The organism is Oscillibacter sp. CU971 (genome assembly GCF_905219725.1).
Taxonomy (GTDB): domain Bacteria; phylum Bacillota; class Clostridia; order Oscillospirales; family Oscillospiraceae; genus Oscillibacter.
In genome coordinates this window covers 14,818-30,306 of the sequence record NZ_CAJMXG010000001.1, presented here as the reverse complement: position 1 = coordinate 30,306, position 15,489 = coordinate 14,818, and the positions used below count along the sequence as shown (strand labels likewise).

Annotated in this window: 15 protein-coding genes; 13 read left to right on the top strand and 2 right to left on the bottom strand. The window is 59.4% G+C overall.

All coding sequences use genetic code 11. The annotated features are described in order from the left end of the window. Positions 1-911: 911 nt before the first annotated feature. The 7 genes from JX325_RS18585 to JX325_RS17680 all read left to right on the top strand — a co-directional run bounded on the left by JX325_RS18585 (position 912) and on the right by JX325_RS17680 (position 7,046). The gene (locus JX325_RS18585) at positions 912-1,070 is read left to right on the top strand and encodes a DUF6273 domain-containing protein (RefSeq protein ID WP_374220570.1); all 159 of its coding nucleotides are present in this window, start codon (positions 912-914) and stop codon (positions 1,068-1,070) included. A gap of 215 nt (positions 1,071-1,285) precedes the next feature. After that, entirely contained in the window at positions 1,286-2,473 is a 1,188-nt protein-coding gene (locus JX325_RS00130; protein ID WP_204789153.1) for a reverse transcriptase/maturase family protein, read from the top strand. A gap of 76 nt (positions 2,474-2,549) precedes the next feature. Next, on the top strand, positions 2,550-4,409 hold the full coding sequence (locus JX325_RS17690; RefSeq protein WP_243413831.1) for a DUF6273 domain-containing protein: 1,860 nt from the start codon (positions 2,550-2,552) through the stop codon (positions 4,407-4,409). A gap of 175 nt (positions 4,410-4,584) precedes the next feature. Next, positions 4,585-4,755 (top strand): CD1375 family protein, encoded by a 171-nt coding sequence (locus JX325_RS17685; protein WP_243413830.1) that lies wholly within the window; start codon positions 4,585-4,587, stop codon positions 4,753-4,755. Next, positions 4,748-4,921: a CD1375 family protein gene (locus tag JX325_RS00125; RefSeq protein WP_160572448.1), complete on the top strand. Its 174-nt coding sequence runs from the start codon at positions 4,748-4,750 to the stop codon at positions 4,919-4,921. The genes JX325_RS17685 and JX325_RS00125 overlap by 8 nt, the downstream gene beginning before the upstream one ends. Positions 4,922-4,986: 65 nt before the next feature. Then, a complete protein-coding gene (locus tag JX325_RS00120) occupies positions 4,987-5,265 on the top strand; it encodes a branched-chain amino acid ABC transporter permease (RefSeq protein WP_204789152.1) in 279 nt (92 codons plus the stop codon). Positions 5,266-5,696: 431 nt separating this feature from the next. Continuing rightward, complete coding sequence (locus JX325_RS17680; RefSeq protein WP_243413829.1) at positions 5,697-7,046, top strand: phage tail tip lysozyme; 1,350 nt, start codon at positions 5,697-5,699, stop codon at positions 7,044-7,046. A gap of 533 nt (positions 7,047-7,579) precedes the next feature. Here JX325_RS17680 and JX325_RS00105 read toward each other — a convergent pair. Further along, complete coding sequence (locus tag JX325_RS00105; RefSeq protein WP_204789151.1) at positions 7,580-8,464, bottom strand: hypothetical protein; 885 nt, start codon at positions 8,462-8,464, stop codon at positions 7,580-7,582. Positions 8,465-8,601: 137 nt separating this feature from the next. On the opposite strand from JX325_RS00105, the gene JX325_RS00100 reads away from it, so the two are divergent. The 6 genes from JX325_RS00100 to JX325_RS00075 all read left to right on the top strand — a co-directional run bounded on the left by JX325_RS00100 (position 8,602) and on the right by JX325_RS00075 (position 13,341). Further along, positions 8,602-8,802: a helix-turn-helix domain-containing protein gene (locus JX325_RS00100; RefSeq protein ID WP_204789150.1), complete on the top strand. Its 201-nt coding sequence runs from the start codon at positions 8,602-8,604 to the stop codon at positions 8,800-8,802. Positions 8,803-8,966: 164 nt separating this feature from the next. Beyond that, the gene (locus JX325_RS00095; RefSeq protein ID WP_307819233.1) at positions 8,967-10,046 is read left to right on the top strand and encodes an IS30 family transposase; all 1,080 of its coding nucleotides are present in this window, start codon (positions 8,967-8,969) and stop codon (positions 10,044-10,046) included. A gap of 376 nt (positions 10,047-10,422) precedes the next feature. Then, the gene (epsC, locus tag JX325_RS00090) at positions 10,423-11,088 is read left to right on the top strand and encodes a serine O-acetyltransferase EpsC (protein ID WP_204789149.1); all 666 of its coding nucleotides are present in this window, start codon (positions 10,423-10,425) and stop codon (positions 11,086-11,088) included. 24 nt (positions 11,089-11,112) lie between these two features. Further along, a complete protein-coding gene (locus tag JX325_RS00085; RefSeq protein ID WP_204789148.1) occupies positions 11,113-11,493 on the top strand; it encodes a VOC family protein in 381 nt (126 codons plus the stop codon). A 20-nt stretch (positions 11,494-11,513) separates the two neighbouring features. Further along, positions 11,514-12,956 carry a cysteine--tRNA ligase gene (gene cysS / locus JX325_RS00080; protein WP_204789147.1) on the top strand — a complete coding sequence of 481 codons (1,443 nt, stop codon included), beginning with the start codon at positions 11,514-11,516 and terminating at the stop codon, positions 12,954-12,956. Positions 12,957-13,107: 151 nt separating this feature from the next. Then, positions 13,108-13,341 (top strand): helix-turn-helix transcriptional regulator, encoded by a 234-nt coding sequence (locus JX325_RS00075; protein ID WP_204789146.1) that lies wholly within the window; start codon positions 13,108-13,110, stop codon positions 13,339-13,341. Positions 13,342-13,867: 526 nt separating this feature from the next. On the opposite strand, the gene JX325_RS00070 is transcribed toward JX325_RS00075, so the two are convergent. Continuing rightward, a complete protein-coding gene (locus tag JX325_RS00070) occupies positions 13,868-15,379 on the bottom strand; it encodes an IMP dehydrogenase (RefSeq protein ID WP_204789145.1) in 1,512 nt (503 codons plus the stop codon). Positions 15,380-15,489: the final 110 nt, after the last annotated feature.

The following is a 15,489-nucleotide window of genomic DNA, read 5'->3' as shown; positions in this document are numbered from 1 at the left end:
GGTGGAGTTCTGATGAACGATGTGCGGGAATTTTCCGTACCGACCGCGCAACTGTCCTGCCNGATTGGCAACCTGTTTGCCGAACTNGAGCCGCCGTGTAGCGAGCCAGACAACCCGGATGCGCTGACGCTGTGCGGGAAAGCGCCGAGCGGGCGGGAGGCTATGCTGTTCGTCTACCGGGAGCATTGCCTTTTCGTGGGCGACCCGGAGGACCTGGACGCAGCGCGGAATGGGCGGTGCCCTGACCGGAGGTGCGGGCGTGGCTGACAAGGAATACNTCTTAGGGAATAAGGCGCGGGAGCTGCTGACCTACACCAACCAGGCGACAAAGATAGTCACGGACGATGTGAGCCAGCGGGACGTGCGGAAAATCTTACAGAAAATCGCCGCCCTTGACGACATCCGGGATGTGAAGCAGGTATGCGGCCAGATGATAGGCTACCTGGACCGAAAGGACAAGCAGGGGTTTACCAAGGCCGCGTACCGCTGCTNCGGCGAGGATATGCGGNAAACCGCAAAGGCCATTGTCCGGGACATCCACGCGGCCAACGGGAAAATGTTCGTCATTGAGTACGAAGAGCGCCTGCGACTGATCGGGCAAATCCTGGATGGCTGTAGTCTCATGCTGGAGTACATTCAAATCTGCCTGGACATGGGCGTTATCTCTCTGGAGAAAAGCAAGGTCTGGACAAAGAAGGTGCTGGACGTGAAGTATATGTCGGCGTCGTGGAAGAAGAACGACGGCGCACGGGCAAAGAAGCTGGAGGCGGAGAAGCAGGCGGAAGAGGACGCCAGGCAGGTTGCCGTGGTGAAAACCGCGATAAGCCAGTACAACGCCGAAAGAAAGGTTCAGCCAAACAGAATTTAGATACTCGGCGGAGGCATCCGCCTTGTGTTAGGGTGCGGCCCGTATTTTTTCCGCGTCGAACTGGTGGCTCCGTTGCCCCTATTGCAACTCCAGCAACGGTGCGACGAACGCGCAGAACGTGAACTCCAATGGCAGTTGGAACAACAACAACTGCTCCAACACGTATGGCATCCGCCCCGCTCTGATGGACCGTGAGAATTAGTAGCCTGGGAACAGGCGAACACAGTACACCATCATCAAAGGGGGCCGCATCCTGTCGAACGCCTGCGCGCGGGCAGACGACAAACACATCACACCGAGGCGGGCCGTCCTTGATGGGACGCAGACCGCTGCCGTGGGGGAGCGGGCCGGTGTTAGGCATGGGCTGGCCGACCTCCCCCTATCCCCGGCCAGCCAAGATTTTAGGTGATTCACGGCATGACCTACGAANAAATGTGCCAGTTTGAAACGCTGTATAAGGCGTACCTGACGNCACGGAAGGGCAAACGGGGAAAGGCCGGAACCGCCCAATATGAGGCAAACGCCCTGGCCTGCACGGAAAAGCTGTCGCGGCTCCTGCTGACCAAAACCTACCGGCCAAGCAAGTTTGAAATCTTCAAGGTGTACGAACCGAAGGAGCGGGACGTACAAGCTCCGGCGTTTGTGGACAAGGTGGTGCTACACGCCGCCACCGACAACATCCTGTACGACGCAATAACCAAGGGCTTCATACGGGACAACTATTCCAGCCAGAAGGGCNAGGGGACCCACGACNGNCTTGCACGCTTAAAGCTCCAGATGGTCACATACTACCGCCGGTACGGTACGGCGGAGGGCTGGGTGGTCAAAGCAGACATCCGGCACTTTTTCGCATCCATCGACCACAGGAGACTAAAGCGGGCGCTGAAAAGGCTGTTTATCCGGCGGGGCCTGGATATGGAGCTGTACGACCTGCTCTGTATCTACATCGACGCATCGGACGGCCTGCCGCTGGGCTNCNAGACAANCNAGCTTTTCGCNCTNCTGTTNCTGNACGAGNTCGACCACTGGATAAAAGAGGAAAAGGGCTGTGAATCCTACGGGAGATACATGGACGATTTTTATATCATCGTCCAGACGAAGGAAGCGGCGCAACAGCTCCTTGCTGAAATCCGGGAATGGATAGATAGCCTGGGGCTGGAGCTGAACGAGAAAACGGGCATCTTCCCGCTGCGGAACGGTATCGACCTTTTGGGTTTTCATAGTTACCTGACCGAAACCGGGGCCTGCGTCCAAAAGCTGCGCAAGGATGGGATTGAAAGAATCCAGGCACGCATCCGCTACTGGAGGGCGGCATACCCCGCCGGAGAGATTACCAANGAGAAAATCATAGACCAATTTCAAGGGTGGGACGCACACGCGGCCCACGGCGACACTCNCGCATTACGGCAGAAGTACGCCGAACAGGTGGGGGAGATCATCGGGGAAGTGCCGAAAATCCACAGGAAAATCAACTCCACCAAAGAGGCCCGCATCCGCAGGAGGGCGAAACAGCAACGGTGCATCCAGAAGAAAAAGGGTGTGCCGGTTTCTTTTGCNCGGNCAGCGANGGAAGGANCGCGCNCGGACGACATACCGNCGTGGTAATTCAAAACCACCGTTTTGCTCGCCGCTTACGCGGCAACCGCAAAACATGGNAAATAACAAAACAGGAGGAAATTTTATGGCATCTGTCGCATTGAGCGCAAAGGCCGTCGGCTCTACCGTCAAGCTGAAAGTCGGCGGCACGGCGCGAAANTNCATCGTGGTCCACAAAGGCAAGCCCAGCGCCGCCTACGACGCAAGCTGTGACGGCGTATGGCTGTTGATGGAGGACATCTACGAAAACCGCCAGTGGCACAGCTCCAACGTCAACGACTACGCCGCCAGCACCATCCACGCATACCTGAACAATCAGTTCCTCGCCCTGTTCGACGCCANCATCCAGGCGCAAATCAAGCAGGTCAAACTTCCCTACCGCCCCGGTTCCGGCTACGGCACGAACGTCAACAACGGGGCCAACGGCCTGTCCGCCAAAATCTTCCTGCTATCCGGCACGGAAGTCAGCATGGCCCACAGCTACATCCCGGTATTGGGCGCAGAGCTGGACTACTTCAAGGGGCTTCATGACACGAACGCGGAGACAAAGCGTGTTGCGAAGCTGAACGGTTCCGCGTCGTACTGGTGGCTCCGTTGCCCCTATTGCTACTCCAGCCTCGGTGCGGCGCTCGCGCAGCTCGTGAACTCCAATGGCAGTTGGAACGGCGACGGCTGCTCCGGCACGTATGGCATCCGCCCCGCTTTGATACTTCCCTCTTCTCTCTTGGTCTCTGACGACGGCTCCGTACAGACGAACACGGCCCCGACTACGCCCGCCAGCATCAACATCCCCACCAGCGTAGAGGGCGGAAAGAGTATCACGGTATCGTGGACCGCCGCCACCGACAAGGAAAATAACCTGGAAGGTTATGTGGTGGAGCGGTCTACCGACGGCGGCGGAACGTGGACCCAGGTTTACCAGGGCAGCGCCACCAGCACCACCANCACCGTACCGGCGGNCAGNGCNACNGNAATGTACNGNGTAAAGNCTTACGACAGCGAGGGGCTTTACAGCACCTACCGGAACAGCGCACAGGTGAGCGTGTTTAACAACCACGCCCCCGCCGCCCCGGCCAGCATCCAGGTCCCGGCGGAGGTGCTGGGCGGGAATCCCCTGACGGTGACATGGAGCGCGGCCAGCNACCCGGACAACAACCTGACCGGCTATGAGCTGGAGCGGCAGGTGGACGGCGGCGACTGGGCGCAGGTCTACAAGGGCGCGGACACCAGCTACACGGACAACATCACGCGGGGCTGGCAGAGCGTCAATTACCGGGTCCGGTCCTACGACGCCTACAACGCCACCAGCGGCTACACCACGGGGACGGCCCAGCCGGTGAACAACAACCGCGCGCCCGCCGTCTCCTGCGACACGGCCAGCGGGTCCGACCTGGGGACCAAGGACGCGGGCTTCTCCATCCCCTACAGCGTGAACGACGAGGACGGCGACCCCGTGACCGTGACGGAGGCCATCGACGGCGTGACGCTGCGCACGTTCTCCGCCAACCTGGGCGGGAACAACACCTTTGCCGTGACCGGCGACACGTTCTTTAAGCTGCTGAACGGGGCGCACACCCTGACCGCCAGCGCCACCGACGGGCGGGCCACCACGACCCACAAGCTGACCTTTACCAAGGAGGTCACAGAGGCGACAATCACCCTGGCCGAGCCTATGGCGGCAGACGACAAAATCACCATCTGCGTCCTGTCCGTGGCCGGGGACATCCCGGCAGACGCGGACTACACCGTGGAAGTGACCAACAACGGCAACGACGACGCGCCGGTGTGGGAGGACTGCACCATGGAGGTCCGCAACGGCGGCAACCATGTNTTTGAGAATGAAACCGCCGCCAAGGGCTTTGCGTTCAACTTCCGCGTGAGCGCGAAGCGGGGGCCGTCCGGCCAAGGCGGCTACATCAGTTCTGTGCAAGGAGGGTTCCAGTAATGGTAAAGAGGCGCGAGGATTCCATCAAGGAAATGAACAAGCGCAAGAGCAATGAGNAGCTTACCCGCGAGAACGAAGAACTGCGGGCGAAAATTGCGGCGCTGGAGGAACAGGTGGACAACACAAACCTGGCGCTGTGCGACGTGTACGAGCAGATGATTGGAGGCATGGAGTAATGGCAGANAAAAATAGCCGCCTTGCTCCCCGCTCTGACGAGCGGAAACCGCAAGGCATGGCACTGGTGTACGCCGCCCTTATCCAAAAGGGCCTGAAAACCATTGACGACGTTCCCGCCCGCATCCGGGCGGAGGTCGAGGCACTGCTGGCGGAGCAGGACCATGAGTAGGGTCCGTCTGTGGCTGCTGGATATTCTGATGGGAAAGGAGAAAAACGGTATGGCTATCGTGTACGCGACCCTTATCATCAAGGGCAAGAAAACGCTGGAGCAGGTTCCCGCCATTCTGCGGGAGCAGGTCGAGCAGATTCTTGAGGACCTGGAAGTGAAACTGTAACCAGGACAGCCGGGGCCGCCTCCACGCCGGAGACGGCCCCAAACTACAATTTGGAGGCGTGAGCAATGTACATCGACGCAAACACCATCATCACCATTTCGGCGGTNCTGGCCGCGCTGGGCGGTATCGGCGGGGTGGTGGTGTGGTGCATCAAGTTTGTGGACCGGCAGAAGAAGCAGGACAAGGAGCTTGCCGCCATCCGCAAGGNGCAGACGCTTATCTGCTATGGCGTGCTGGCCTGCTTGAAGGGGCTGAAAGAACAAGGGTGCNANGGACCAGTGACCGCCGCGCTGGACAAGCTGGAAAAGCATCTGAACCAAGCGGCCCACGAAGAGGAAGAGTAGGTGCAGCCATGAAGATTGCGGTTGTCGCTGTCTCCGCCCTGGTGGTGGGTATTGCTTTGGGCATCGTGTTCAGCGCGGCGACTATCCGACATCTGCGCCGCCGGGTGAAGGAGCTGCGGGCGGGCTATGAGCGGCCAAGCATCCTGCGTTCCGCCACAAGATTTTTCTTTGTGACGACACAATTTTTTGCTCTGGTGTGGGTATGCNCNAGCTACGGTNTNGCCATCTACTCCACCGTCTGGCTGGGGCAGGTCTACACCATGTCGGAGTTGTCGGAACCAGCCATTCAAACCATCCTGGGCGCGGGCTTTTTGAAGGTCTTGGAAAACATCTTTGAACACAACGAAGGGAAGCTGTTCGGAACGAGCCGGAAGGGCGGCGGGACGGAGGACCAGGAGCCGCCGGGCACGGGATAGAAGGGAGCTTTACAAATGCTGACCGGAAAAACCAACGAGGAAAAAATCTGGAACTACCTGACGGCGGCGGGCATGAACGCCTGCGGCGCGGCGGGGCTGATGGGCAATCTCTACGCGGAAAGCGGGCTGATTCCTACCAACCTCCAGAACACCTACGAAAAGAAGCTGGGGTACACGGACGCCGCCTACACGGCGGCGGTGGACAGCGGGGCCTATACCAACTTTGCCAAGGACAGCGCCGGGTATGGGCTGGCACAGTGGACCTACCACACGCGCAAGGCCGCGCTGCTGGCCTTTGCCAAGGCGGCGGGGAAGTCCGTGGGGGACCTGGAGACACAGCTTGCTTTCCTGGTACATGAACTGCGCGAGAGTTACAAGCTCGTGCATTATGTGCTTGTGACGGCAACCGNTGTCAAGACCGCATCGAACGTGGTACTGCTCCAGTTTGAGCGGCCCGCCAACCAGGGGGAGGCGGTGAAGCTGAAACGGGCGCAGTACGGGCGGGTATACTATGACAAATTTGCGAAAGGAGACGCTATGACAGGACAGGAAGAGCGGGCAAAGGTCGTGTCGATTGCGCAGAGCTACATCGGGTGCAATGAGCGCGACGGGAGCCACAAGAAAATTATCGACCTTTACAACAGCCACAAGCCCCTTGCCAGGGGCTATGCGGTAAAATACACCGACGCATGGTGCAGTACGTTTGCCAGCGCCGTTGCAATCGCCGCCGGGCTGACNGGTATTATCCCGACGGAGTGCGGATGTGAAAAGCATATCGCGCTGTTTAAGGCCCTGGGGAGCTGGCAGGAAAATGACGCCTANGTGCCCGCCCNCGGCGACTATATCTTCTACGATTGGCAGNACGGAACCAACTACGCCGACACGGACAACACCGGCGCGGCGGACCATGTGGGCATCGTGGAGAAGGTCAGCGGCCAGACGATTACCGTGATTGAGGGCAACTACTCCAACGCTGTGAAACGGCGGACGCTGGCTGTGAATGGCCCGTACATCCGTGGCTACGGCGTGCCGAAGTNTGGGAGCGGGACGGCCAGCGCCGCGCCTGCCGCCCCAGCGCAGACCGCAAAGCCGACCGTCACGGAGAAGAAAGCGGCGGACGCCGCCCGGTCCCTGGACAAGCCGCTGGCCGGGACCTACGTCGTGAATGCGGCCAGCGGCTTACATATCCGCAGCGGAGCGGGAACCGGCAAGGCCAGCCTTGCCGTCCTGCCGAACGGGACGAAGGTACGCAACTACGGTTATTACACGCTGTCCGGCGGCGTGAAATGGCTGTATGTCCAGGTGACGTACAACGGCGTGACCTATACCGGATTTATGAGCAGTCAATACCTGCGGAAGCAGTAAAAATTAGGAGGAAACGATCATGCAGGAATTTTTGAAGGAATTGTTTTTTGCCGTTATCACGGCGGCGGTCCCCGTGCTGACCGCCTACATCGTCGTGCTTATCCGCAAAGTGGGAGAGAACGCGGCGGCGAACACTGAGAGCATCCAAGCCAAGACCTANATCACGGAGGCGGCGGAGGCTATCGCCGCTGCTGTGGCCGCAACCAATCAAACCTATGTGGACGCGCTGAAAAACGCCGGAAAGTTTGATGCCGAGGCGCAGAAGGAGGCCGCGCAAAAGGCGCTGACCGNCNGCCTTATGTCCATNNGCCCGNCGGCACAGGAGTTTATCGAAAGGGCCTACGGGGACATCAAGGAATACCTGACGAACAGGATGGNAGCAGAGGTCCGCAAGCAGAAGAATGAAGCACCGTTGGCGCTGGGAATGCCTGTAGCATTCACCGGGCAACTGGAAAGCACTGGCGAATAGACCAATTCGGTCNAGAGAAATCCCCCGGCGGCGGGTCCTTTGCGGGCCTGCTACCGGGGGTTTTTTATTGTGCGGGAACGCTCGTATCGTCGCTTATTTTTTCGTAGGTGTTTACGATGGGAGTAAAATCCGTTATTTTTTCGGATACTAATTTCCCAGAATCGTCTATGGAAAATAGGTATTTAGGTGTCTTTCCTATCGCGATAGCAAGACGGTCCGTGCCATAAAAGCAGAAATGGTACTCTTTAACCTCGACTATATTACCCTTGTCATAGCACACAAAGTAGACATCTTCCAGGCAAACAACAATCTGCCATGGACCATCGTTCCCCCAGGTGCCTTGAAATACATCCAACTTATCGCCAAACGCAGAAGAGGCATTGCCTTTAGCGCTGGATTGCGTTGCGTCGTCAGACAGGTCGTAAAACCAGTTCATACAGCCGTACCGTTCCACAAGGTCATCGACCGTCTGGCCGGAAAGAGACAACACATCCTCGTATGTGTCGGTCAAATCGCCGGAAACTCCGTCGCTACTATCCCAAGTTATGGACTTGCCATGCCCGCCGGTAAACTGGACGCTGATTTTATATATATCCTCTCCATACTCTGCCGCAAGTTCTGTGGACTGGACGGAAAGCGCGTTCACATAATCTGGAAAAGGAACACGCAAAACCATACCAGCATAGTAAAGACCAATATCAAGCGAGCCGTTGCAATCAGAAACGGAAATGATTGAATTGTCGTCGAAGTTGTAAAAGTATCCGCGCAGTTCCCGGCGGATTGCATTGAGAGTTTCCTCCGGGATTTCGTGCGCAGATTCAACAAGGGCGGACTGTTCGGCGGGAGGGGTAACGACGGTTTCACTACTCCTGCCACCGCATCCGGCAACCATGCAGCAGACCGCGACCAAAAGGCCGACCAGCGCAAACAACTTCCCAAAATTTTTCATTGTCCTGCGTCTCCTTCCAATCCCTTAAAATATGTGCGGTATTACCACAAGTGGGATATTGCCACAATGATACGCCTATAATGTGGTAATGTCAAACAAAAATCTGTAATACGCCACACTAATTTGGGGGTGGAAGGGTGAAAGCGTTTAGTTACAACGGCCAACGGAACGTATCGGGCGAGAGAATACGACAGGAGCGGACGCGGCAGAGGTGTACGCAATCGGACCTGGCGGCGCGGGTGCAGGTGAGCGGCGTTATCCTGGAGCGGGATTGCATCTCCAGAATCGAAAACGGGTTGCGGATGGTGCAGGACTTTGAACTGCGGGCCATTGCCTAGGCCCTNGGCGTGACGACCGACTGGCTGCTGGAGGCGGAGGAAAAATAATTTTGCCGTAGGCTTTTTAGCCTACGGCAACTGTGCTTTTAGAACGGTTGAGCTATTGATTTTCTGCCTTATNCTGTGTTAATATCCCACAAAAACGCAGAAGGGGGTATTTCACAATGAGCAGCGAAAAGGGACGGATGTTTTCACATCTGCAATGGAAGGACCGGCTTAGAATCGAAAAAATGCTAAAGGAGAAGAAGAGCAAAACGGAGATAGCGCGCACTCTCCGGGTGGACTATACAACGATAATGCGGGAAATCAAGAGGGGGCAGACCGTACAGCGGGACANTANCCTNGTGGACAGGGAGGTATACTGCGCAGAGACAGCGGAGCGGAAGTATCAGGAGAATTTGCGGGCCAAGGGGCCAGACATCAAACTGGGGAACGACCACGAGCTGGCGCAATACATAGAGGGGAAAATCGCGGACGACGGATATTCCCCGGAAGCGGCCCTGCATANAANCAAGGAGGNCGGNTTGACCTTCTCCGTGACCCTCTCCAAGTGGACCGTGTATAAGTATATCAACGACGGGGTATTTCTGCGAGTGACCAACAAGAGCCTGCCGATGGGCGGGAAGAGAAAGACCGAGTACAAGAAGGTACAGGCCGCAAGGGTGCCGAAGGGGGACAGCATCGAGGACAGACCGGTGGAAGTGGCGACACGGGAAGAGCCGTTTCACTGGGAAATGGATTCCGTGCTGTCGGCCAAGGAGGGCGGGAGCAAGAAGCGGTTCCTGACCATGACGGAGCGGAAATCACGGGCGGACCTCATGTTTCTTATGCCGGACGGGACTATGGCAAGCGTGGTGGCGGTGCTGGATATGCTGGAAAAGAAACTGGGGAGCTTCAACTTTCGGCGGATATTCCAGACAATCACCGTGGACAATGGCAGCGAGTTCCAGGACTGGGAGGGCATGACGCGGACCGTGACCGGAGAAGGGGACCGGACGCATATCTATTACTGTCATCCGTACAGTGCCTACGAACGAGGGAGCAACGAGAACGGAAACCGCATGATTCGGCGGCGGGTGCCGAAGGGGACGGACTTCACCGGGATAACCGAGGCGGACACACTGGAAGTACAGAGGTGGGTAAACGAGTACCCGCGCGGCATCCTTGGGGGAAGGTGTGCCGGGCGGGTGCTGCTGGAGCTTGCCCAGGAGGCCGGTATTGAGGGGGTAGAATTGCTTTTGTGAATAATGCACAAAAAACAATTTTAGATTTTTCTGCATTTAACCCTTGACATTTTCAGCTGAAGTGTGAGGACTGAAAAAACTTGACACGGCGGGCGAGTCTTGCTAATATACTAAAAGAGTCAAGTGAATACCGCGATGATCGGAAAGAGTAACGGCTTACCCGAAGAACAGAGAGGGCGCGTCACCGGCTGCAAGCGCGCCTGCGGAGGGAGCCGCGAAGTGCGTCCGTGAGCGGGAGGGGAGATCCCTCCGCCCGGCCCCCNTCAAGGGCCCCTTGAGTGATAAATGAGAGTGGAACCGCGATTCGTCGCCTCTCGTACTTCGGTACGGGAGGCGCTTTTCACTTCCCTCCCGGCCCGGCAAGGAGTGATGTTGGATGTATTTGACTCGCCTGGGCGGCTTGCTGGCCGCCTACCAGCGCCGGGACCCCGCGGCCCGGAGCAAGCTGGAGATCTTTTTGCTCTACCCCGGGGTGCACGCGCTGCTGTGGCACCGGGCGGCCCACTGGCTGTATCTCCGCCGCCGGTATTTCCTGGCCCGCTGGATCTCCCAGCACGCCCGGAACACGACCGGCATTGAGATTCATCCCGGCGCCACCATCGGGCGGCGGCTGGTCATCGACCACGGGATGGGCATCGTCATCGGCGAGACCGCCGAGATTGGGGACGACTGCCTGCTCTACCAGGGGGTGACCCTGGGAGGCACCGGGAAGGACCAGGGAAAGCGCCACCCCACCCTGGGGAACAACGTGATGGTGGGCTCCGGGGCCCGGGTGCTGGGCCCCTTCAAGGTGGGGGACAACGCCCGCATCGCCGCCGGGGCGGTGGTGCTGCGGGAGGTGCCGCCGGGGTCCACCGCCGTGGNNGTCCCCGCCCGGACTGTCCGGGTGGACGGCNGCCCGGTGTATTACGCCGACGACGTGGACCAGATCAGCGTCCAGGACCCGGTGCGGGAGGAGCTGGAACGGCTGGCCCGGCAGGTGGAGGCGCTGGAGCGGACCTTGGCGGACGGGGAGAAGGCCCGCCGGAGGCAGCCCGCTTAACGGGCGGGAAAGGGAGGCGCGCGTATGCGGCTGGAACGAATGCACCATGTGGCGATCATCGTCTCGGATTACCAACGGGCCCGGGAATTCTACGTGGAGAAGCTGGGCTTTCCGGTGCTCCGGGAGAACTTCCGGGAGGAGCGGGGAGACTGGAAGCTGGATTTGAAATTCGGGGACGGAGAGCTGGAGATTTTCGCCATCCCCGGCGCGCCGGAGCGGCCCAGCTACNCGGAGGCCCGGGGCCTGCGGCATCTGGCCTTCCGGGTGGAGAATATCGAAGAGGCCGTCCGGGACTTGGAGGCCCGGNGAATCCCCTGTGAGCCCGNTCGCTGGGACCCNTACAGCGAAAGGCGGATGACCTTTTTCCGCGACCCGGACGGACTGCCCTTGGAGCTGCACGAATAAAAATAAGGAGGANCTTTCTTATGTATCTTTATAATTCCGCGACCCACAAGAAAGAAGAATTCAAAACCCACACCCCCGGCCGGGTGGAAATGTATACCTGCGGCCCGACGGTGTACCACTTCGCCCACATCGGGAACCTCCGGAGCTATATCATGGAGGACGTGCTGGAGAAGTATCTCCGCTTCGCCGGGTACGACGTGAACCGGGTCATGAACATCACGGACGTGGGGCACCTTTCCAGCGACGCCGACACCGGAGAGGACAAAATGCTCAAGGGGGCCAAGAGGGAGAACAAGACGGTGATGGACATCGCCAAATTCTACACCGACGCCTTCTTTGACGACTGCCGGAAGCTGAACATCAAGACCCCGGACGTGGTGCGGCCCGCCACCGGGTGCATTGACGAGTATATCAAAATCATCTCCAAGCTGGTGGACACCGGGTACGCCTATCTGGCGGGAGGAAATGTGTACTTCGACAGTTCCAAGCTGGAACGCTACTACATTTTCAACGACCACGACGAGGACGATCTGGCTGTGGGCGTCCGGGAGGGCGTGGAGGAGGACTCCAACAAGCGGAACAAAAACGACTTTGTGCTCTGGTTCACCAAGTCCAAATTTGAGGACCAGGCCCTCAAGTGGGACTCCCCCTGGGGCGTGGGCTATCCCGGCTGGCACATTNNGNGCTCCGGCATTTCCATGAAGTACAACGGGGAGTACCTGGACCTCCACTGCGGCGGCGTGGACAACGCCTTCCCCCACCACACCAACGAGATTGCCCAGTCGGAGAGCTACCTGGGCCATCCCTGGTGCCCCCAGTGGTTTCATGTCCACCACCTGAACGACCCGGCGGGGAAGATGTCCAAGTCCAAGGGGGAGTTTTTGACCGTCTCGTTGCTGGAGGAGAAGGGGTNTGACCCCCTGGCCTACCGCTGGTTCTGCCTCCAGAGCCACTACCGGAAGACCCTGGTGTTCACCTGGGAGAACCTGGACAACGCGGCGGCGGCTTATACGAAGCTGCTGAACCGCGTCGCGGCGCTGAAGCCTGAGGGGGACGTAGACCAGGCGGTGTTCGGCGAGTATCGGGAGAAGTTCCTCCAGCAGGTGGGGAACGACCTGAATACCTCCATGGCGGTGACGGCGGTCTTCGACGCTCTGAAAGCCAAGACCAATGACGCCACCAAGCTGGCCGTCATCGGGGAGTTCGACAAGGTGCTGTCCATGAGCCTTTTGGAGAAGGCGGCGGCCCTCCGGGAGAAGGCGGCCCAGGCGGTCCAGAGCGGCGGCGGGGANTNCGTGATCACCGGCGAGGGAGATCCGGAGATTGACGCCAAGGTGCTGGCCCGCTATGAGGCCAAGAAGGCGAAGAACTTTGCCGAGGCGGACCGCATCCGGGATGAGCTCAAGGCCCAGGGCATTGAGGTCACCGACGTGAAGGGCGGAGCGGCCTGGAAGAGAGTGTAAGAGAGCGGGAAGAGCCCCCGGCGCCGGCCGGGGGCTCCTTTCATGAAAAAATATGAAGGAAACTTCATGTTTTCTCTTGACGAGGAACAACCATTGTGGTAATATGAAGCTAGCTTCACAAGAAGCGGACTTCACATGCGGGAGGGATGGCGTGAAAACAAAGGTGAAGGAGCTGCGGACCGCCGCGGGCATGACCCAGCAGCAGCTGGCGGAGCGGGTTCATGTCTCGGCGCGGACCATCATTTCCATTGAGAAAGAGCAGTACAGCCCGTCGCTGATGCTGGCCTATCGGATGGCGGAGGTCTTTGGCGTGACGGTGGAGGAGCTTTGCTGTCTTCGGGAAAATCGGGAATGGGAGGACCGGAAGTATGAGGATTTGCCATAAGAGGCGGCTGCCCGGTCATTGGCGCGGCCGCGTCTGGAAAGACTTGCTTGAAGGAGAGGATTTGNCATGAAAATCTATCATAAGAAGAACTTTGCCTTTGGCCTCTTCGCCCTGTTTTTGGGGGCGCTGAACCTGGTGCGGGGCGCTTTGCAGGGCTTTGACTGGCACGACGGCGCGCTGGTGGGGCCTTTGCTGCTCCTGGGCGGGGCTGGGGTCCTTCGGAGCCTGTCCCCCAAGTGGTCCCGGGAGGACAAGGTGGAGGAATGGGACGAACGGAACCGGCTGGTGAAGCTGAAATCCAGAAGCCAGGCGTACTATATCAGTCAGATTGTGTTCCTGGCGGCGGAGCTGGTGCTGATTGCCTGGGGAAAGACGACGGGGCAGGAGACCCTGATTTACGTGGGCCTGGGGCTGATGGCGNCGTTTTTCATCTCGCTGGTTACGGATTTCTTTACCTGGGTGTACTATGATGAACATACCTGAATAAGGGAAAAGGCCCGCCTCCCGTGGAAGCGGACCTTCTTTTTTAATTTCTCCCCACCGCTCCGGCGGAGTCCTTGAGGAGCACGTCGTGCGCCCCGCCCTCCACAATGGAAACGGAGCTGACGAGGGTCAGCTTGGCTTTCTCCCGGAGCTCGGGAATCGTCAGCGCGCCGCAGTTGCACATGGTGGAGCGGATCTTTGCCAGGGTGGTGGCCATGCCGTCCGCCAGGGCGCCGGCGTAGGGGACGTAGGAGTCCACGCCCTCTTCAAAGGAGAGCTTCGCCGCGCCGCCCAGGTCGTAGCGCTGCCAGTTCCGGGCCCGGGCGCTGCCCTCGCCCCAGTACTCCTTCATATAGCTGCCGCCAATGAGGATTTTGCTGGTGGGGCTCTCGTCGAACCGGGAGAAGTACCGGCCCAGCATGCAGAAGTCCGCGCCCATGGCCAGGGCCAGGGTGATATGATAGTCCTGGACGATGCCGCCGTCGGCGCAGATGGGGACGTAAACGCCGGTTTCCTCAAAATACTTATCCCGCGCCGCCGCCACGTCGATGACCGCCGTGGCCTGGCCCCGGCCGATGCCCTTGGTCTCCCGGGTGATGCAGATGGAGCCGCCGCCGATGCCGATTTTCACGAAGTCCGCCCCGGCGTCCGCCAGGAAGCGGAAGCCCTCGCCGTCCACCACGTTGCCTGCGCCCACCTTCACCGTGTCGCCGTAGCGCTCCCGAATCCATTGCAGGGTCCGGGCCTGCCATTCGGAATAGCCCTCGGAGGAGTCGATGACCAGCACGTCCACCCCGGCGTCCACCAGGGCGGGGACCCGCTCCGCGTAGTCCCGGGTGTTGATGCCCGCGCCCACCACATAGCGCTTCTGGCCGTCCAGCAGCTCCAGGGGGTTGCCCTTGTGGGAGTCGTAGTCCTTGCGGAAGACGAAGCTGGCCAGATGCCCGTCCGGAGAGACGATGGGCAGGGCGTTGAGCTTCCGGTCCCAGATGATGTCGTTGGCCTCCTTCAGGCTGGTGCCCTCGGGGGCGTAGATGAGCTTCTCAAAGGGGGTCATGAAGTCCGTCACGGGAGTGGCGGGGTCCAGGCGGCTGACCCGGTAGTCCCGGCTGGTGACGAGGCCTAAAAGCCTGCCCGTGCCGGTGCCGTCGTCGGTGACGGCCATGGTGGAGTGGCCGCTGCGCTCTTTCAGCGCNAGCACGTCCGCCAGGGTGTCCCCAACCCGCAGGTTGGAATCGCTGGTGACAAAGCCCGCCTTGTAGTTTTTCACCCGGCGGACCATTTCCGCCTGCTGTTCCACGGGCTGGGAGACGAAGATGAAGGCGATGCCGCCCTCCTTGGCAAGGCCGATGCCCATCTGCTCGCCGGAGACCGCCTGCATGACGGCGGAAACCATGGGCACGTTCATGGTCAGGGGGCACTCCTCGCCGCGTTTGAACTTCACCACCGGGGTTTTTAGGGTTACGTTGGCGGGGACGCACTCGGCGGAGGAGTATCCGGGGACCAGCAGGTACTCGCTGAAGGTATGGGAGGGCTCGGAGAAAAAGTAGGCCATGGCGAACACCTCATTTCTATAAATTTTACGCAGTATACACGATGGGGGACGGTTTGTCAAGCCCCGGCGGCGCGCAGGAACAGAAAGGGGAGGGAGAACAGGGGCGGACC

Coding starts and splice junctions, on each gene's coding strand:
- JX325_RS00125 (WP_160572448.1), top strand. CDS start 4,748: ATGAGTAGGGTCCGTCTGTGGCTGCTGGATATTCTGATGGGAAAGGAG.
- JX325_RS00105 (WP_204789151.1), bottom strand. CDS start 8,464: ATGAAAAATTTTGGGAAGTTGTTTGCGCTGGTCGGCCTTTTGGTCGCG.